The sequence below is a fragment of the Colwellia sp. BRX8-4 genome, from assembly GCF_014077345.1.
Classification (GTDB): domain Bacteria; phylum Pseudomonadota; class Gammaproteobacteria; order Enterobacterales; family Alteromonadaceae; genus Colwellia_A.
Map to the genome: position 1 here is coordinate 44760 of NZ_JACGVS010000018.1, position 20486 is coordinate 65245.

Annotated in this window: 18 protein-coding genes; 5 read left to right on the forward strand and 13 right to left on the reverse strand. The window is 36.8% G+C overall.

What is annotated here, in order from left to right; all coding sequences use genetic code 11:
* The first annotated feature begins 18 nt into the window (after positions 1–18).
* Positions 19–1512, forward strand: coding sequence for a SpoVR family protein (locus H4J56_RS14745; RefSeq protein ID WP_182230615.1), 1494 nt, complete (start codon positions 19–21; stop codon positions 1510–1512).
* A 61-nt stretch (positions 1513–1573) separates the two neighbouring features.
* Here the strand turns inward: H4J56_RS14745 and fadR are convergent, their stop codons facing one another.
* Positions 1574–2284: a fatty acid metabolism transcriptional regulator FadR gene (gene fadR / locus H4J56_RS14750; protein WP_182216326.1), complete on the reverse strand. Its 711-nt coding sequence runs from the start codon at positions 2282–2284 to the stop codon at positions 1574–1576.
* 817 nt (positions 2285–3101) lie between these two features.
* On the opposite strand from fadR, the gene nhaB reads away from it, so the two are divergent.
* The 3 genes from nhaB to H4J56_RS14765 all read left to right on the forward strand — a co-directional run bounded on the left by nhaB (position 3102) and on the right by H4J56_RS14765 (position 6286).
* Complete coding sequence (gene nhaB / locus H4J56_RS14755) at positions 3102–4676, forward strand: sodium/proton antiporter NhaB (protein ID WP_182259531.1); 1575 nt, start codon at positions 3102–3104, stop codon at positions 4674–4676.
* Positions 4677–4901: 225 nt separating this feature from the next.
* Positions 4902–5420: a disulfide bond formation protein DsbB gene (gene dsbB / locus H4J56_RS14760; protein WP_182230617.1), complete on the forward strand. Its 519-nt coding sequence runs from the start codon at positions 4902–4904 to the stop codon at positions 5418–5420.
* A gap of 149 nt (positions 5421–5569) precedes the next feature.
* On the forward strand, positions 5570–6286 hold the full coding sequence (locus tag H4J56_RS14765; protein WP_182230618.1) for a ZIP family metal transporter: 717 nt from the start codon (positions 5570–5572) through the stop codon (positions 6284–6286).
* A gap of 93 nt (positions 6287–6379) precedes the next feature.
* Here H4J56_RS14765 and H4J56_RS14770 read toward each other — a convergent pair whose 3' ends face one another.
* From H4J56_RS14770 to H4J56_RS14780, 3 genes are all read right to left on the reverse strand, one after another.
* Complete coding sequence (locus tag H4J56_RS14770; protein ID WP_182259532.1) at positions 6380–7756, reverse strand: DASS family sodium-coupled anion symporter; 1377 nt, start codon at positions 7754–7756, stop codon at positions 6380–6382.
* Positions 7757–7801: 45 nt separating this feature from the next.
* Positions 7802–8815, reverse strand: coding sequence for a beta-N-acetylhexosaminidase (nagZ, locus tag H4J56_RS14775; RefSeq protein ID WP_182216335.1), 1014 nt, complete (start codon positions 8813–8815; stop codon positions 7802–7804).
* A gap of 161 nt (positions 8816–8976) precedes the next feature.
* A complete protein-coding gene (locus H4J56_RS14780) occupies positions 8977–9597 on the reverse strand; it encodes a TetR/AcrR family transcriptional regulator (RefSeq protein WP_070376448.1) in 621 nt (206 codons plus the stop codon).
* Positions 9598–10338: 741 nt separating this feature from the next.
* Between H4J56_RS14780 and H4J56_RS14785 the strand changes: the two genes are divergently transcribed.
* The gene (locus H4J56_RS14785; protein ID WP_182241944.1) at positions 10339–12180 is read left to right on the forward strand and encodes a M2 family metallopeptidase; all 1842 of its coding nucleotides are present in this window, start codon (positions 10339–10341) and stop codon (positions 12178–12180) included.
* An 89-nt stretch (positions 12181–12269) separates the two neighbouring features.
* Here H4J56_RS14785 and H4J56_RS14790 read toward each other — a convergent pair whose 3' ends face one another.
* The 9 genes from H4J56_RS14790 to H4J56_RS14830 all read right to left on the reverse strand — a co-directional run bounded on the left by H4J56_RS14790 (position 12270) and on the right by H4J56_RS14830 (position 20204).
* On the reverse strand, positions 12270–12992 hold the full coding sequence (locus tag H4J56_RS14790; RefSeq protein ID WP_182241945.1) for a hypothetical protein: 723 nt from the start codon (positions 12990–12992) through the stop codon (positions 12270–12272).
* 311 nt (positions 12993–13303) lie between these two features.
* On the reverse strand, positions 13304–14224 hold the full coding sequence (locus H4J56_RS14795; protein WP_070376445.1) for a hypothetical protein: 921 nt from the start codon (positions 14222–14224) through the stop codon (positions 13304–13306).
* A 63-nt stretch (positions 14225–14287) separates the two neighbouring features.
* On the reverse strand, positions 14288–14935 hold the full coding sequence (locus H4J56_RS14800) for a hypothetical protein (RefSeq protein ID WP_070376444.1): 648 nt from the start codon (positions 14933–14935) through the stop codon (positions 14288–14290).
* An 87-nt stretch (positions 14936–15022) separates the two neighbouring features.
* Positions 15023–15487, reverse strand: coding sequence for a hypothetical protein (locus tag H4J56_RS14805; protein WP_070376443.1), 465 nt, complete (start codon positions 15485–15487; stop codon positions 15023–15025).
* A gap of 21 nt (positions 15488–15508) precedes the next feature.
* Positions 15509–15781 carry a DnaJ domain-containing protein gene (locus H4J56_RS14810; RefSeq protein ID WP_070376442.1) on the reverse strand — a complete coding sequence of 91 codons (273 nt, stop codon included), beginning with the start codon at positions 15779–15781 and terminating at the stop codon, positions 15509–15511.
* 204 nt (positions 15782–15985) lie between these two features.
* Positions 15986–16423, reverse strand: coding sequence for a group 1 truncated hemoglobin (locus tag H4J56_RS14815; protein WP_182216343.1), 438 nt, complete (start codon positions 16421–16423; stop codon positions 15986–15988).
* Positions 16423–17244: a DUF3034 family protein gene (locus tag H4J56_RS14820; RefSeq protein WP_182251324.1), complete on the reverse strand. Its 822-nt coding sequence runs from the start codon at positions 17242–17244 to the stop codon at positions 16423–16425. Before H4J56_RS14820 ends, H4J56_RS14815 begins: the two co-directional genes overlap by 1 nt.
* Complete coding sequence (locus tag H4J56_RS14825; protein WP_182230621.1) at positions 17228–19555, reverse strand: EAL domain-containing protein; 2328 nt, start codon at positions 19553–19555, stop codon at positions 17228–17230. The genes H4J56_RS14820 and H4J56_RS14825 overlap by 17 nt, the downstream gene beginning before the upstream one ends.
* Positions 19545–20204: a methylamine utilization protein gene (locus H4J56_RS14830; RefSeq protein ID WP_182230622.1), complete on the reverse strand. Its 660-nt coding sequence runs from the start codon at positions 20202–20204 to the stop codon at positions 19545–19547. Before H4J56_RS14830 ends, H4J56_RS14825 begins: the two co-directional genes overlap by 11 nt.
* Positions 20205–20486 lie beyond the last annotated feature (282 nt).

Consider the following 20486-nt stretch of genomic DNA (forward strand, 5'->3'; position numbering starts at 1 on the left):
TGGCAAAGGAGGCAAATAATGGACAAACGTAACCCCTTAAGTGACCAGTGTGACTGGAACTTTGATTTACTTGATCAATATCAAACTGAAATTGCACGGGTTGCAAAGCATTATCGATTGGAGACTTACGCCAACCAAATTGAAGTGATCACCGCAGAGCAAATGATGGATGCTTACGCTAGTGTCGGTATGCCTATTGGATATAACCATTGGACATTTGGTAAAAAATTTATTCAAACAGAGCAAAACTATAAACGTGGTCAAATGGGATTAGCCTACGAAATTGTTATCAATTCTGATCCTTGTATTTCATATTTAATGGAAGAGAATTCTATGACCATGCAAGCACTCGTTATGGCACATGCTTGTTACGGACATAATTCTTTTTTTAAAGGTAATTATTTATTCCAAACCTGGACTGATGCGAGCTCAATAATTGACTACTTATTGTTTGCTAAAAACTACATTAGCGAATGTGAACAAAAATTTGGCATTAGTGAGGTTGAATCATGCTTAGATGCTTGTCATGCATTAATGAATCACGGTGTTGACCGCTATAAACGTCCACAAAAGATATCATTAGAGGAAGAGTTACAACGTCAAAAGGACCGTGAAGCATATTTACAATCGCAGGTGAATACATTATGGCGAACATTACCCAAAAACAAAGATGATGCTAAGGATAAGAAACCGACATTTCCAAATGAACCGCAAGAAAACATTTTATATTTCATTGAAAAATATGCGCCCTTACTAAAACCATGGCAAAGAGAAATTGTACGCATTGTGCGAAAAATCTCGCAATACTTTTATCCGCAAAAACAAACACAAGTCATGAACGAGGGCTGGGCCTGCTTTTGGCATTACACACTGCTCAACCATTTATATGATGAAGGCTTAGTTACCGATAAGTTCATGATGGAATTTTTACATAACCATACCAATGTTGTCGCTCAACCCAATTACAACAGTCCTCATTATTCTGGTATTAATCCTTATGCGTTAGGCTTTAATATGTTTATAGATATTAGAAGAATATGTGAACAACCAACAGAAGAAGATAAACGATGGTTTCCAGAAATAGCCAATAGTAATTGGTTAGATACTTTACATTTTGCCATGAAAAATTTCAAAGATGAAAGCTTCATTAGTCAATATTTATCACCAAAACTAATGCGCGATTTCAAGTTATTTTATTTACACGATGATGAAAAAGAAAATTTTATTGACGTGGCGGCTATTCACAATGAAAGTGGCTACAAAAAAGTAAGAAGCGCGTTATCTGAACAGTATAATTTGAGTAATCTGGAGGTTAATATTCAGGTAACAAATGCTGATGTTGATGGTGACCGATCGCTAACATTGAAATATACACCACACCAAAATGTTCCGCTAGACGATTCAAAAGATGAAGTGATGAAACATTTATATACCTTATGGCAATTTGACGTGCGGTTAGTACAGAACAATGAAGAGGGGGATGAAGAAGTTATTGCACAATATCCAGAATGAGAGAGCAGTGAAGATAATTAAAAGGCAAGTTAACTCTTGCCTTTTAATCACTATAGATAATTTATTCAGATAGCTCTTTTAATACGTCATCTTTAAGTTCTAGCCAAAGCTTACCTGACTCGATACCATATTTACGTACGGCAAATATAGACTCATCAAACTTATCTTCGCTAGCTAATTCAATTAATTTCTTATAATAGACTCGAGATATCTCACGACCTTTAGGATGAGAAAAATATAAAGTACCTAGACGAGAATATAAGCCTCTAAAGCCATTTAAGATTAATAAATAGATAGAATTTCCAGAGGCAACCACCAACTCTTTATTTAATCGATAATCAAACTCGGCAAAGGCTTCTCCGTTATCTTCTACATCTTCATAAGCTTTAATGAGCTCAATCACCTTTTCAGCATTATTTTTAATCGCGCCACGAATATAAATGGCGCTAATATTTGTCCGAGCTGACATTAAATTGTCAACCAGATCAGGTATGCCTTCTTGATCGAGTTGAGCCAAGGTTTCAAGAATATTTAAACTAGAGGTTTCCCAAAAGTTATTCACTTTGGTGGGTTTACCGTGCTTAATAGTCAACCAGCCATCTCGTGCTAAGCGCTGTAAAACTTCACGTAATGTTGTACGCGTAACGCCAATGAGTTCAGATAACTCTCGTTCAGCCGGAAGTATAGAACCGGGGGGGAAACCACCGTTCCAAATAGACTCAACAATATATTGCTCTGCAAACCCTGCTGGGCTATGTGCTTTGATAACCATACTGCTCCACACAATATCTTAATCTTAAAATTTTAACTGATTGTACCAGAACATCTATTTGGCACAAGCGGATAAATTCGACGTTACTGTCAACGTTGGTCACTTATGTGGATACTCAGTGGCAACCTCACACTATATTTTGTTAAAAACAACAGAGTTAAACCCTGTTTATTAGCGGCTGTAGAGAGATAAGCCTTTAATTTATGAATAATAAATAATTTTATTTGTAGATAAAGTCAGTAAGTCAAAATGCAATTTACTATTTAATTTTTAAGCCAATACTGAACTAGCGTCTAAAAAACTATTAATATTTAAAGCTAATGCCTGATAAGAAGCGATGAGTTAAGTCACGAAAGCACCCCCTAATAAATTTTTATCTTATTAAAGTACTTATTATGCATAAACATCGATTAACTCAATAATTTGGCAATATTAACATGCTATATTCTGCGAAATAGCATGACAAATCTAGAATTAGCTTACTCATTGTGAATTTATAGCTCAATCGATGGTGTTTAACGCGGGGCTAAAGTGTGTATTTATAAAGGCAATATTTAATTTAATACTGCAGAGTCGAAGCATTTCAAGCAAAACGGCAATTCAATAAATATCACTGCGGCTAAGTTATTAAATAATATAAAGGACTCATGCCTTATATTCTCAGAAGAAAAGGCCACGATTACGCTATAAAGATAGATTATTTACAAGCTTTTCAATTGTACTTAAACTACTATGCATTTTTTATCAAAATAACAGAAACAAGATCCATTCAAGGCGAGACACAATTCGTCATATACTTAAAATAAACAGGTCAATTATGCAACAATCCTTCATGAGTGCATTTTATAAAAACTTTCTTGGCAACTCGCCTGAGTGGTACAAGCTGGCAATTATCTCATTCTTAGTGATTAACCCTATCCTCTTTTTCTATGTTGACCCCTATATTGCAGGTTGGGCATTAGTCATAGAGTTTATATTCACTTTAGCAATGGCATTAAAATGTTACCCGCTGCAACCCGGCGGTTTATTAACGATTGAAGCTATTGCCATAGGGATGACTTCACCCGCTCATGTAAAACATGAATTAATGATTAACTTCGAAGTACTTCTGCTGCTGATTTTTATGGTTGCTGGAATATATTTCATGAAGAGTTTGTTGCTCTTTTTGTTCACGAAAATAGTCACTAAGATCCGTTCAAAAATAGTGGTGTCATTATTATTCTGTTTTTCAGGGGCATTTTTATCAGCCTTTTTAGATGCACTAACCGTCATTGCGGTAATAATCAGCGTTGGCCTAGGTTTTTATTCTGTCTATCATAAAGCTGCCTCTATAGGTGAAGACCATCCCCATGACAATCCCGATGATGATGATATAAAAAGCGATTTACAAAGCTTTAGAGGATATTTACGTAACCTATTGATGCACGCGGGTGTTGGTACCGCTTTAGGTGGTGTATGCACTATCGTGGGCGAACCACAAAATTTGATTATTGGTCAGCAAGCCGGTTGGGATTTCATTGAATTCACCATTCGGATGTCACCCGTTACTATTCCTGTATTTGTTTCAGGTTTAATCACATGTGCTTTATTAGAAAAGTTCAAATGGTTTGGTTATGGTTTTGCCCTGCCAGAAAATGTTTATCAAATATTACGTGACTTCGACATTGAAGAAAGTAAAAAACGCAATAAAAGTGATAATGTAAAATTAGTCGTGCAAGGATTAATCGCCGTTTGGTTGATTGTTGGTTTAGCATTACATTTAGCGCCAGTTGGCTTAATTGGTTTATCCGTTATTATACTTGCAACCGTTTTCACAGGTGTAACTGAAGAACATCAAATTGGTCATGCTTTTGAAGAAGCATTACCTTTTACCGCGCTATTAGTGGTGTTTTTGTCCATCGTTGCCGTTATTGTTGACCAACAATTATTTACGCCAGTCATCACTTGGGTATTAACTTTTGAAGGTAACATGCAATTAGTCATGTTTTATTTAGCTAATGGCCTATTATCTATGGTCAGTGACAACGTATTTGTTGGCACGGTATACATTACTGAAATTGAAAAAGCACTTTCTTCAGGAATAATAAACCGTGACCAATTTGATTTACTTGCTGTTGCTATTAACACAGGCACTAACTTGCCGAGTGTTGCTACGCCAAATGGCCAAGCTGCGTTTTTATTCCTATTAACTTCAGCGCTTGCTCCCTTAGTTAGATTGTCATATGGCCGTATGGTTATTATGGCTTTCCCTTATACTATCGTATTGACCATTATTGGTTTACTTGCTATTTCTTCAGGTCATTTGGAGCAATCAACACAAGATTTTTATGACTCGGGGTTAATTCAGCATCACATGACTGAAGGTGGGACTTCATCTTCACAAGAGCACTAAAGTTAACATCTAGTAGTTTTACTGTTAAATTTTATCAATAAAGCGCCCTTATGGCGCTTTATTGATACTAATGATAAAAGTCATTTTTGTGCAACAAACTAAGTGCTAGCAACTATCACGCTAATGTCACTATCACACCAATTTAAGTGTCAATATGTGATGATGCCTATAGTTAACTAGATAACAATCTAAAATAACAACATTGAACATGATTAAGGAAAACTTTTGAAATTTTTAAGTGATTTATCGGTAAACACTCGCGCTTGGCAATTACTTAGCCTAACCGTTTTTGGTTTAGAATTATCGGCTCTTTATTTTCAATACGTAATGGGCTTAGCTCCTTGCATTATGTGTATTTACCAACGTACAGCACTATGGGGAATATTCTTTGCTGGCATAGTTGGCAGCATGGGCAATAAAAATACTGTCTTACGCTCAGTCGCATTTACACTCTGGGGTGTTAGCGCTATATGGGGGTTATTGATTGCCATTGAGCACGTTGAAATTCAATCAGCTACATTATCATTTCTCTATAGTTGTGAGTTTGTACCTAACTTCCCAAGTTGGGCCCCTTTACACGAATGGTTACCTTCTTTGTTTGAAGCAACAGGAGATTGTGGTGATATTAATTGGCAATTCTTCGGTTATACTATGCCACAAATGATGATTGTTGTTTTTGGTGGTTTTACTGCTGCGCTAGTGGTTATTGTATTAGCTCAACTGATCAATAAAAAATCACTGTGATCATTTAAAATGTCGATTTACTCGCTGCTTTTAATAAAGGGTCACAGAACACAGTATTCAAATTATAAGGCCTTTAACGGCCTAACTAATCTCATTGTATTAAACAATAGCCTCACAATGGGGCCCTTACTGCTTAAGTGATAAAAATCATGTCTATATTACTCACTGTTATCGTATCAACATTTCTTGCTGGTTTGGCTATGCCACTTGGTGCTGCCCTTGCCTGCTTCGAAAAAATTGGCAATGACTGGCTTGAACAAGAGCTCAGACATAGCGTTATGGCTTTTGGTGGCGGAGCGCTGTTGTCGGCAGTTGCCTTAGTGTTAGTACCTGAAGGAATGGGAAATCTTGATATATTACCCGCATGCATTTGGTTTATTGTTGGCGGGCTTAGCTTTATGGCACTAGATATTTATCTTAAAAAAATAGATACACCTGCCAGTCAACTAGCAGCAATGCTTGCTGATTTCATTCCAGAATCAATAGCACTTGGAGCAGCATTCGCAACAGGAAGTAGTAGTGCATATTTGCTAGCTGGTTTAATTGCCTTACAAAACTTACCTGAAGGATTTAGCGCTTATCGTGAGTTAAGTGCATCTTCAAGTTATAAACCGCGAAAAATCATCATGGTCTTTGCTTTAATGGCAATACTTGGGCCTATCGCCGCAGTTTCTGGCTATTTATGGCTATCTGAGTCCCCCAAGATTATTGGCGCGGTTATGCTTTTCGCTTCAGGCGGAATTCTTTATTCAATATTTCAAGATTTGGCACCACAAGTAAAATTAGAAAATCATTGGGCTCCACCGATGGGCGCTGTGTTAGGCTTTACTCTCGGCATGTTGGGGCTAATGTTAACGGCAACATAAATCATAATGGCGTTATAATAGAAGCATAATTTGCCATTACATTTATGCTAGGTAATTAAGATAAAGGGGCTAAAATTTAGCCCCTTACTTTTGTTATAACAAAAGTAAATAGCAAACAATTGCTATTAAACAAGACAAGATAAAACTTAATATTGCCCCTTCTTTCACCATATCTTTAATTTCAAGTTCACCGGTACCATAAGCAATTGCATTAGGCGCAGTAGCAACAGGCAGCATAAAAGCGCAACTCGCGCACATAGCGGCGGGCACCATTAATACCATAGGATCGTAACCAGCAGAGGTGGCAACGACAGCCAAAATAGGCATAAGTAAGGTTGCTGTCGCGGTGTTACTGGTAATTTCTGTGAGGTAAGTAACCACTAAACAAATTGTCAGTATCATCACAATTACCGGTAAATTAGCCAACGAAGACAGCCATTCGCCTAGTATCTGGCTTAAACCTGATTCAACAAACCCTTTAGCAATGGCAATACCGCCAGCAAATAACAGCAACATTCCCCAGGGTATTGATTTAGCAGTGTCCCAATCAAGCAGGCGCGAGCCCTTACCATTAGGGATTAAAAACATTAACACCACGGCAAATAAAGCGACGGTGCTGTCACCCGCAATTTGAACATTTAATAGGTCACTCCAGCCACCAAAGGGCTCTGAGCGAGTGATCCATGCGAGTGCCGTAAGGCCAAAAACCCACAGTGTTCTTTTTTCTTCACTTCGCCATTCGCCTTGCGCGGGTAACTTTATTTCATGGTCGAGTTTTATCTTTCTTGTTAGCCAGAATGCCATAATAGGTAAAGCGATTAACACTATCGGGACGCCTATTTTCATCCATGATAAAAACCCAAATTCTCGGCCAGTATTTTCTTCATATATGCCCATAAAAATAACATTGGGTGGTGTACCAATAGGGGTACCAATACCGCCAAGCGACGCAGCATAGGCAATACCTAAAATTAAAGCGACTTTAAGTTCTTTGTTATCTACATGAGTAAGTATAGCTAATGCAATCGGCAGCATAATTAACGTCGTTGCGGTATTTGAAATCCACATACTTAATAAAGCAGACGCTAACATAAAACCAAAGACTAATCGCCGCCCACTTGATACGCCAACTAACTTAACCATGTAAACAGCAAGTCTTTGGTGTGCTCCACTTTTCTCTATCGCTTTAGAGAGCATAAATGCCCCCATTAACAATAAAATAACGTGACTACCTAATGATGAAGCTACTGTTTTATGATCAACAACCCCCAATAATGGCAGCAAAGCAAAAGGGACTAAAGATGTTGCAGGAATGGGGATCGCTTCACTAACCCACCAAATAACGGTGAGTAATGTTATTGCCGCCGCAGTTGCGGGTTTTTCTGCTAAGCCTAACCAAAGTAGCAAAAAGTAAAAACCAAAGGCTAGTGCGGGTGCTAAGACAATAAAACTTTGTTTAGTTAACTTCATTTAACTCTCTATTTTTATTATTTTTAAGAGGACGACAAAATTATTTTATAAGTATTCGGCTAATGCTTGTCGAGCATGTTGCCAATGAGTATTCGCCTTTAACTCACTGAGCCCACTCGTAGACGTTTTCAATAAACGTAATAAGCGCTGATTACTTTTTTCATCAATAGTGATATTGGCATGGTCAATGACATCTATACAGCTATCTCGGTTATTACACAGTAATAGCATGTCGCAACCTGCTTGTTGGGCTGCTTCAGCACGTTCAACATAACCACCAACACATGCAGCACCTTCCATCGATAAATCATCACTGAAAATAACGCCACTAAAACCAAGTTGCTTACGCAAAATATCTTTGAGCCAGTAAGGAGAAAAACCGACAGCTTCGCGGTCAACGTCAGGGAAAATAACGTGGGCAGGCATTAATGCATCTACCTTATTGCTATTAATTAACGTTTTAAAAGGTAACATATCAACAGCGAATATTTCATCACGTGAACGAGAGTCAATAGGTAAAGCAAGGTGAGAATCAGCTTCAACACTGCCATGACCAGGAAAATGCTTACCCGTAGCTTTCATACCAACCAAATGTAAGCCATCGACAAAAGCACTAGCGAGTTGACAAACAATTTCTGGATTTTTATGAAAAGCTCTATCACCAATAACAGCACTAATATCGTTAATATCAAGAATAGGTGCAAAACTGATATCAATACCGACGGCTTGAACTTCTAATGCCATTAATATTGCACTTTGTTTAGCCAGCTCTTGCGCCACACTAATATTTTCTTCGGCAAAGTGCCAAATCTTACCCATTGCCGGAATAAGAGAGAAGCCATCACGAAATCGCTGAACTCGACCACCTTCATGGTCAACGGCAATAATCAATGGCTTTTTAGCGGCACGGCGGATATCAGCAGTCAATTCTGCTATTTGTTCAGGGGATTCATAATTACGAGTAAATAAAATTAACCCGCCAACAAGAGGATGTTGCAGAAGCTCTTTGTCTTCTGCCGTTAAAGATGTGCCAAGCACATCTAGCATAATAGGACCCATATACACACTTTGAAGATGATAAGTTTTTGATGTTGCTACTTTACCTAAATCAATAGTAATTACAAAGGCTGATATTGATATATAACGGTGATACCTGAAAATTATCGCTGACAGATTGAAGTATCACGGATATATCATATAAAAATGATAAAAGAGTAAGATTAAAGTAAAGGAGCAGCAACACCTGCGGCGACATAAGGGATAACTTGTTTAATCACGCCGGCAATGTCCATATTACGATCAAAATCACTTTTAGCGATATCAATTAAAGCATCACTCGAAGACATGGTAAAAACCACTGTGCCCATAGTGAAGTGCAAACGCCAAAACATTTCTTCAGCAGTAAGCTCTGGATAAGCTTTTTGCACCGCTTTAACAAAGTTATTAATAACGCCTGGGTATTGTGTCGTTAAGAACCAACGCAAAAAGCCTTGGCTATCGCTATAACCTCGTCCTAATAATTGTAAAAAATTACTGGTACCATTTTCTTTAAATTCATTTAATGATAACAAGGGTTCAATAAAAGCTGAAAACACTTCAAGTAAGGTTAAATCATCTTGTTCGCATATATTCACTAGCGATAATTCTAAACGAGGTGAAAGCTCGTTCATATAACGAGACATTACTGATTTTATTAACTCTTTTTTAGAGCCAAAATGGTAATTTACTGCGGCTAAATTAACTTCTGCTTGGCTAGTAATTTCTCTTAATGATGTACCATTAAAACCTTGCGTTGCGAATAATTTTTCTGCTGCATCTAAAATTTTGTTTTTTGTACTCATGTGCCAACGGTACCTCTTACCTGCGCCCTAAATGAAAATATTCATCATTAATTAAGCCTAGTTTAAACAAGCGTTTGAAATAACGCAACAATGAATATACAAATCAATAAATTTACATTTAAATTCAACGAGATAGCCTTTGTTTTGGTATGACCACCTCCTCTATTACCTATTCACAGCCAGATGAATATGGCAACGATCACAATACAGACCAAACGTTGTTATATTCGTAAAAAACGCAACGTAGACCTTTACGTTTTATTGAAGAGAATATTGAAGCGTACAAAGTACTGGAGATGACGATCAGTTCAGTCCAAGAATAAAAGTTAAGCCCTAGCATTAAATTCTACGTTTATAAGCCTAATTTAACCTTAATCACATTCGCTAAGGTTAAGTTTTACACACTGAAAGTAAAGAGCATAATATGGCGATATAAAGCACTCAACGTAAAAGTGTTTAGTGCTTTTTATCGAAACAACTAAAACGTTTAGATACGTTGATACTTCCCTACTGGTTTATCTGATTTAATCTACATAGGTTATCTTTAATCTCGACTTTTATTTAACGTTAATCGCGTTAACGTTTGCCCGTTAATTACCTAGTAAGATAATGTTCAAACTTACTTAATCACAGAGTATTGTAAAAGTTTGATCAGTTTTTGCGGTCAAAGCTTTAAGCTGACTAGACAATTTTATATACTGGCGATTCATTATCTATTAATAATAAAAATATAAGACTGTTATGATAAAACTATTCAAACAAACAAGCGTAGCCTTGTGTGTATTGGCCTCACTTACTGCATGTAATGATGAAAATTCTACACAAACTGAACAAGCACAAACGCAAGTAGCTCCAGCATTAACAGCAAAAGATGCGAATGTATTTCTTAACGCTACCGAAAAAGAATTAATCGCTCTAGGTATTGAGGGGAGCCGCGCCGAATGGATTTATTCAAATTTTATTACCGATGATACAGCCGCCCTATCTGCGGCAGCAAACCAAAAATCAACAGAAGCTGGCGTTCGTTTCGCTATGGCAGCGGCTAAATTTGACGATGTCGATGTTACAGAGACACAACGTAGAAAATTAAATACCTTAAAGCAAAGCTTAGTTATGCCAGCGCCACAAGATTCTGAAAAGTCAGCTGAACTGGCAAAAATTGGCTCTGAACTTGGCGGCATGTACGGTAAAGGAACATACACGACCCAAGCTGGAAAAAAATTAAGCTTGGGTGAAATGACTTCGACGATGGCAACATCACGTGATTACGACGAATTGCTAGAAATGTGGCAAGGCTGGCGAACAATTAGTCCAGAGATGAAACCTTTATTTGTTCGTCAATCTGAATTAGGCAATGAGGGTGCACAAGGGCTAGGCTACAAAGACTTAGGCGCCATGTGGCGTTCAAACTACGATATGCCTGCTGACGATTTCGCTAAAGAACTTGACCGTTTATGGGGACAAGTAAAGCCCTTGTACGATGACCTTCACTGCTATGTTCGCAGCGAACTAGGCAAAACCTATGGAGAAGATAAGGTAGCACAAGACCAACCTATTCCCGCTCATTTGTTGGGTAATATGTGGGCACAATCATGGGGGAATATCTATGAGTTAGTTGCTCCTGAAAATGCAGATCCAGGTTATGATGTTACCGAGCAGTTAGCTGCAAATAACTATGACGAAATTAAAATGGTTGCAGGGGCTGAAACCTTTTTTACATCTTTAGGGTTCGATGCATTACCTGAAACATTCTGGACGCGATCATTATTTACTAAACCAGCAGACCGCGATGTTGTTTGTCATGCTTCCGCTTGGGATCTTGATGCAAAAGATGATATTCGCATTAAAATGTGTATTCAAAAAACCGGCGAAGAGTTCAACGTTATTCACCACGAACTTGGTCATAATTTCTATCAGCGCGCTTACCAAGATCAACCCGTTTATTTTCAAAATAGTGCCAACGATGGTTTTCATGAAGCGATTGGTGACACCATTGCACTTTCAGTAACACCTAAATACTTGAAAGAAATTGGCTTAATCGACACTATCCCTGACGAATCAAAAGATATTGGTTTATTAATGAAAATGGCGTTAGAGAAAATAGCCTTCATCCCCTTCGGCTTAATGGTTGATCAATGGCGTTGGAAAGTCTATTCAGGAGAAATCACACCAGAGAATTACAATACAGCTTGGTGGGAATTACGTCAAAAGTATCAAGGCATTGCTGCACCCGTAGCTCGTGAAGTTGATGCATTTGACCCCGGTGCGAAATACCATGTGCCTGGTGGCGTACCTTACAGTCGATATTTCTTAGCGCATATTCAACAATTTGAGTTTCATAAAGCGCTTTGTGAAATATCAGGTAATACCGATCCCATTCATCGCTGTTCAATTTACAACTCTAAGGCTGCCGGTAAAGCACTTAATACCATGTTAGAAATGGGCTCTAGTCAGCCTTGGCAAGAAGCTTATAAAGTGTTGACTGGGAGTAAACAAATGGACGCAACCGCAGTACTCGATTACTTTGCTCCTTTACAAGTCTGGTTAAAAGAGAAGAACAAAGGCAAGCAATGTGGTTTCTAATCTTTTAATGCCATTATAATTTTTTATGACAAAAGCCTGATAATTGACTTATCAGGCTTTTTTATTGGTGAGAATGGGAACTAAAATAATTACTTAAAGTATTGGATGACTTCATAGGTAACATTTAACAACGTCGCTTGCTTGATTTTTATTTCAGCGCCTTTGAAATTAAATAGGATATGCGCACCTTCTTTATTTTCTATAGAAAAATCTTGGCTAAAAGTCGCTTTAGCCATGTTTGCTGAGTATTCAGCATAGTTAAAGTTAATTTTACCGTTTGATAATCCTTTATAAGAGAGTGTTTTTCTGAAATAGCCTTTCTCAGGGGTCTTACTGTTATCGCTAAAAATATTATAAGGGATATTTAAAGTAACACTTTCATCGCCAGCAAAAGTTCCCAATTCAAAATACCCATCTTTGTTTTCATCAAATAAACAAAATTTAACCAAACCATCATCATATTCAGCGTCATTAAAACAAGCGGCATTGCCCCCTGAGCGACTCATGCCTAACAGGGTGGTTTTTCCTTTGCTTAATCCTGGGTGTTCATCGTAAATAAATTTAATATGAGTAAGTAAACTAACAGACTGCGTTTTTTTTTCTAAGTAGCTACCTGACACTTTAGTTAATAAGTTATCACCTATGTCTACTGTAAATTCATCGGCTAACTCAGGGCTGTTTTTTTTAGCATTAACCACTATCGCGTCACTAGACAAGTTCTGATAAACAGGTAAAGAAGAACAAGCACTCACTATTACACTACCAGCAACCCAACAAACAACAGGTAAAAAACGCCTCTTTATTCTATTCATCCATAACCCTTTATCCAAAAATAATAATATGATGAGTAAGGTAGCTTAAACCTAAACTTTACGTCAACCAATCTGTACAAGTAATTGCCTTAGATATATTTTATCAACACAGAAAGTAATATTTCAACCGACAGGTCTAAACTTAATAAAGGGAAGGTTTAATTGTATTAACAAAAACTAAAAAAAAGCGCTAATAATGAATAGCATTGAAAATTTTATCTGGAGTTGAGTTATCACAAAGAAATAACCGCACTAGTGCACGGTTATTTAACAAGTTATCGCTTACTTTTAAGTATTGGTTAATACTTTTATTATTGCCCTTCAGGTCTTAAATAAGCCAAATCATCTTCATCGTCAGCATGAAAGTCATAGCCACCGTCAAAGTCGCCATTGAGCTCATTAGCAACAGTGATAGGCAATTCTAATATCTCCTGAATATAAATAGAGAGATTTTCCTGTTGATCAATAATGCCCTTAAGTTCAGTGAACGTTAATAACTTTATATCTTGCAGGTAACCTTTAGTTAAAACTGATAATTGTTCAGTAAAACTGGCAATACAAGTATCGACTTTAGTCAGTAGGGCCTGTTTATCTGTTTTGGTCAGGTAAGTATTCAACTGCTCGTACAAACTTGTAGTAAAAACTTTTTTATCACTATCAATAAGTAATAATGCAATGGCGGTGTTTAGAAATTTTTGTAATTCAAACAACAATACCTCTTCATCATCGTCAACAAGTAAACTGGTTGCACAATAATCTGTGGCAATGCTTTTATAAACTTGTAATAACTTGGCACTTTTATACCCTTCATTAACTAACGCTGTATGCATTACTCTGATATCAGTTGTATCATTGATGGCTAAAGCGTAACGGCGAATAGATATTTCTTCGAAGTATGAAGGGGATATTGTTTTTAATTGAGCATACTTTGCCCAGCCTGCCCGAAAGCAATAAACAACACCTTGGCTTTTTAAAATTTCTTTTGCCTTATCTGTGTCGTTATCACAAAGGTCTAACAAACCTAAATTACTCATTCCCAGAACAATTTCACAGCCTTTTTTAATTTGATCAGCATAAATTATTGATAGATTATCAGACGCTATTCTCAAAGACATATCAGATAACTGTTGCTTGGTTTTATGCATAAATTCAGGCGTAAAAAAACCTTCACTTTCGCCGTCTCTTAATACTAAAAGTAAAAACGGATAATTTCTTAACTCTGCAATGTTCATTGATGAATTCCAATCAATTAAAGCGGTTATTATAAGCTAAATAAATACGGTGGCAGTTTAGCGTTAAAGAGGCGCAAACATATCGTCGGTATCCATTTCTACAGCAGTCACTCTTTGTTTATTTGCATTTTGCTTTAATGCATTCTCTATATTATCGAGTGTGCCATTGGTACTAACCGTCATTACTTCACGATAAGCTTCTTCGCTTAAGGATTTTATTTTCATTAATAATTCTTCAATACTACCAGAGGTTTGTTCTTCATCTTCTTCAATTTCTGAAAAATCATGGCCGATGAATGGTAAAGACAAGTATAAAAGACCAAAGTCGTCTTCAACTATCGCCGTTAATACTTCTCGTTGTTTTTCTTCATCATCAGAAGAAAGAAATATTTGCGTTAACAAACTATGCGCTTCTGTTTGTGCACAAAAGACGTGGTCTTCATCAATATTTTGCCAGTAAGATGGTTCAACATTTAAGAGTTGTTTTATTGACTCAGCATCCATTAACCATGTGGCAATAGAGGGAATGGTGGCATCGTGCTCTCTGACAATTTTTGCTACCGTTAAAATATCCATCTCGGTTAACACTGCCAGCATTTTTTCGTCGCCGTGCTCAGAGGCAATAGCCTCTAATGAAGTGCCTGCACGTCTACCGCTGTGTTGTGCTTGTTCTATAATATCGCTAGCTAGAATTAATGCATTTTTTGTCAAGTTGATTCCTTAAAACTTATATTTATTTGTCGATTATTTCGGTTTTTAATGGTGAGTTAAACTTAATTACACTCTTATTGATTAAGCTTAGTAGTTCTCATCATAATCATTAGATTCATCGTCATCATCGACTTGAGCGTAATCATCTTCTTCGGCTTTTAAGGGCGTTGCATCATAACCATTATAGAAATGAATCAGCAAAACAGCTTTTTTCAAGTCGTCTTCAGCATGCGCCATTATTTCAGTAATACATGCTCGAGCATCAGCATGAACGCCGACAAAAGGCTTAACGTCAGCCCACTCTGGTTCATCGTTAAGCTCGATTGTCGATAAATTTTTACTATCGATTCTTACCTTAGTTGAGATAGCCATCGCCAACTGATCAACCATGCCATTAAATAATAAAGGCATTTGCTTTAATTGTTCAAACAAATTTGATAAATAATTTGATAATAGATCAGGATTTTCTGGATCCGATAATGAATTCATATTCTCTAAATACATAGAGAAATCATCCGTTAAATATTCTGGTAAGTTAGTTTGGGATTGCATACAAATCTCCTAGTAAAAAGGCTAATTCTGCGCTTGATTAAAAGCACTTTGCCAAAAAGAATCAGCAATTTCTCGCGGATCGGTTATTACCGTATAGTTACTTTTTAAATATAATGACCGTTTTTTTGGATCAGAAATAACATCATATGCTTTTTGAATAAGTTGAAACTTTTCTTTGGCTTCAACATTATCATTTCTATCTGGGTGATATTTATTGGCAAGTTTTCGATAAGCTTTTTTAATTTCGATGGTGGTTGACACCCTACTCACGCCTAACTGTTCAAAATAATCCATAAAATTTCAACTACCTTTAGCAAGACAACATAAAAATGACTGTTGACACAATTTGCGCAATTTTACCTTCGCTATTACATAATTAACATCATTATGTTTGCTTATTTTTCGTTTATATTAAGGTATAGAGGTAATCGATTAAAACTAAACGCAAATAATGTTGTTAGGGCTAACTTAAGCAACAGATAGAAACAGTTGCCGACTTTACATTTTTATTATCTCTGGTCTCAAAACAGCTAATTTAACCAATATTTTATTTTGGGACTGATAAGAGATATCAACATCTTCCATCGCCTCTATTAACAACTCTACCACACGATTAAAATCAGCTTCATTGATATTCATGCCGGTATGAATATCAATCATGCTATCGCCATTATATTTACAGGGACCATTAACCACACCACACAGATGGTTGATAAAACCGTGCTTGAAATGTTTGACGCTCGACTTGGCAAAATAAGGCAGTATTGCTTTATCCTTGACAATTCTTTTTACAAAAGCATCAACAAGTTGTTCTATCCCTTGATGACCGCCAATATCTTGATAAAGTTCATCACTTGGTATTAAATTCTTACTACTACAGCCAAGGCAAAGTTGCAGGACTAGGACAATAAAAAAACCGTTAACATATTTAATCATTAATAAGATCCCGACAAAGATAAATACCAACCCTTTTGATCGGCTAATGCAGCTATAGTGCCTAAATTAAGATAGGCGAGAGTAACGTTCAAATGTTTGTTTGGGAACCAAGCAACAAAAACATCTTGCCAGTCGTCTTCTCCAAGACCTAAATTGTCTGGTTTATGGCGATATTCAGTGCCAATCGCCAAGTGTTTATTCATTAATACGGCTACTGACATTTCGGTTTGTAATGCACCATTACCTTTTGGGCCACTAAAACCGAGTAACCCCATTTCATTTGCTTTTGTGTAACGAGCAGTGGCATTCCATAACACGTTATAGCCGGCCAACAAACCTAAATGAAGCTTGCTCGCTGCTAAATAAATATCGGTACCTGTGTCATCTTTCGCGCCTAATGAAAAAGCGATATCGGCAGTTGATAGTGATTTGTGCTGTATACCTACTGATAATTGTGGCCAAGTGCTATAAACCAAGTCACCGTACAAACGTACTTTAAGACCTAAAATTTTTTGAGATAAGGTTAATGATAATGGGTCGACCTGAAAATTTTGCTTAGCAAATGAAAACTCGACACGGTCATAAAAATTAATTTGCCCTCCGCAGCTATTTAATTGAAAGTCTTTCACGTTAGCCTGCGAACAAAAGGCAGAAAAGGCTATTTCGTCTTCCGTTGCATAACCCGCTAATTGCGCCCAAGGCACTAGACCACCGCCTCCTGAGCCCTCGACTTGAGAAACACCAGGGGTTGCTAATATTTTACCATTAGCGAAGCTAGTCAAAGGTAAAAGGAGTAATATAAGGCTAAAGAGGCGATTCATAAGTTTTATACCATTCTATAAATTTTTCAGCGCTAACAGGTCTTGATAAATAGTAACCTTGTGCATAGTCACACTGAAAGTCATTTAATAACATTAAGCTTTCTTTGTTTTCAACACCTTCAGCGACCACACTCAGCCCAAGTTTATGACCAAGAGAGATAGTTGAGGCAACAATATCTTGATCTTTCTGGCATTGTTCTAACTTTAAAATGAAGGTTTTGTCAATTTTCAGTTCATCGACGGGTAAACTTTTTAACTTAGCTAATGAAGATTGACCAATACCATAATCGTCGACTGAAATCAGAAAACCTAATGATTTTAGGTGAGATAAACGCGCAACGACTAATGCTTCGTTTTCGGCAATATCTCTCTCTGTTAATTCCAAAGTGATTTGCGATGTTGACACTTCGTGATTATTTACTGTGTTAAGTAAATAATCAACAAATTGCTCATTTTGAATATCTTGTGCGGATAAGTTAATCGCTACCTTAAAACGGTAGCCCATCTTATTCCATTGTTCAGTTTGTTGAATAACTTGTAGGATCACCCAGCGTGTTAAGGATACAATCAAACCGGCCTTTTCAGCTAAATCAATAAACAATTCTGGGTTTACAAAGTTACCTTCTTTATTTATCCAACGAATTAACGCTTCAAGTTTATCAATTTTACCGGTATTCATATTTAATTTTGGCTGATAATTCATGAAAAGTGGACTTACTTCACACTCAAGTGCCTCTTTTAACTCTTCTATTAAGCGCAACTTATAAAGGTAAGCCTCGTCTTCTCCATCTTGATAAAATCGCAATAAGACCTGGTCTTGATAAGCTGAAGCAACTGCCATGGTTGATCGCCTGATCAATCGCTCCGCATCGACACCATGCTCTATAGAGTTGGCGACACCAAAATAAAGTGATAAATTAATTTTAATGTCATCAAGCCAAAAAGGACGATTAAGTTCACTCTGCAGCAATTCGATAAAATGTTTTATTTCATTGGTTTTCTGTATAGGAACAGCCAATAAAAATTCATCTGAATTAGTGCGCGCAGCAATAATATCGTGCTCTAAGTTATGATTTGATTTTTCAATATAGACTAAAATACGGGCAGCAATTTCTTTTAAAATATTATCACCATTAGTCAATCCTATGGTGTCATTAAGTGCCTTAAAGGCTTTAATATTAAAAGTAATCACCACTAAGTGAATATCTTTATTAAAGTAGTCAGCTACTTTCGTTAATGTTTTATGACGGTTGTATAAGCCGGTTAATATATCGCGCTCTGCCTGATAAACAATTGACTGCTCACGATTCTCAATAGCCGCGCCCATCAATGAAAATCCTTGATAAAGTTCGCTAAATTCAACAGGCAAACGGTTGGCCAATTTAGGCACATTAAGTTCACCGCGGCCAATTTTTTTCGTAACTTCCATTAAAATATGTAACGGCGTAGATAAGCCTCGAGATAACAGGCGAGAAAAGGTGATAGCAATAACGATGACAATCACCGCTATTATTAACATAGAAAAAATCAGCCGATTAAAATCACTTTGAATTTGTGTTAAAGGCACAGACAAGGTTGCTTTTATATCTTTAGAACCACCGAAGTTGATGGTTTTGTGGAAGTAATCTGCTCGTGTTAACAATAAGTTTGGCGACTGTTGTTTAGTGCCTTGTAACAATTGTTTTATAATGTCTTCACGTTCGATACTTGACTCAATCAGTTGATTGTTTTGCACTAATGTTAAGTCTAAAGCGATGAGATCTTTCAGTTTTAATAGTGCAACTTGGTCAAATTCAAAGCCAATCACGGTGTAAGCAATAACTCTTGGCGCCTTAACCGGGACAACAATAACTTGGTAAACTTTATTTTCGATACTCAGAATTTGAGCATGAACCTCCCTAAAAGGAAGTTTAGTAATATTTGCTTGAATTGTTTTTTCATCGAATGAGTGTAATGAACTGGTCGTCGATAACTTACCTTCTAAGTCTAGAATCAACATCAAATCAGCATTGATACGTTTACCGTGATTAAAGAGAACGCTCTCCACCGTGTTTTTGTCGCGAGTCGCTACCGCTTGTTTAAAACCAAAGTCTGCGGCTAAAACACTGGCGGTAGTCGTTAACACACGCTCTTGCGACCTTAATGTTTGGTCGAGTACGTTTTGAGCAAAATACATTTGGCGTTCGATTTGGTTTTCTGCATAATCAGCAAACCTAAACCAATTACTCCCCGTTAAAATAATTACGGTTAATAAAATTAAACTGGTTAATAGCCAAGTAATTTGTGCTTTAAAACTAAACCTAGTGTTCATGGAAAGCTAACTCTTCAAAACTGCCTCTTGCTTGAGGTGCATTTACGCTTATGGTGATAAAAATTTCATTGTTATCAATCATTTTTTGATCAACGGTTAACAGGGTATGTTTTGTTAAACCTACAGTGCTATTAGGATGCCAAATTTTTAACTGGGTATTTAACGCTAATGGTTGCGTTAACAAGACCTCTCCGTTGGTATCACTTAAGTAGGCATTATTTTCATCTGAAACATAAATATAGCCGACCATAGCATCATGGATATTGCAGCCCATGACGACAAGACCTTTATCTTCGAAACGAACCGGACTTTTAGGCTTACCTGAATACAATTTTAATTCAAATGTTTTAGCTAGCGAAAAAGAATAAACATGATGTCTAATATCATCTTTATTGGGAAAGCTAACCTGACTATTAACCGGCACAACTAAAACATGAGGGGAAAATTGTTTGTTTATTTGATCCATCACGTAGATACGATCATCGATTGATTGATTTATAACGGGTTGAGGTATGACATACTCAATAACAGCATCGGGCAGAGGGTCGTTATTTTGATCAACAATTTTTATAAGTGTTTGGCTAAAAGCAGTTTCAAGGAATACCACTGAACAGAAAGATATAACCATAAACAATCGAAACGTAAACATTATCATGATGACCTTAAATGATTTTTTTTCGGTTTTAAATAATACCTGTACATATGACAAGAGTCTAATTTTATTAAAGTAATATTCAATCCCACTCCATTGTTAACGGTGTAATAACTTATATTTAACGATAATAGTAAAGTTAAAAGACTTAGCGCTTTACCTGCTAAGCATCAGTAAAAAGAATCGTTGCCAATAGTTTAATGAGTCGATGTAAAAATGAACAATATCCTTTGCACAAGTATAAATATAAGTAAAAGAGCATTAGGGGATCACTTGGGG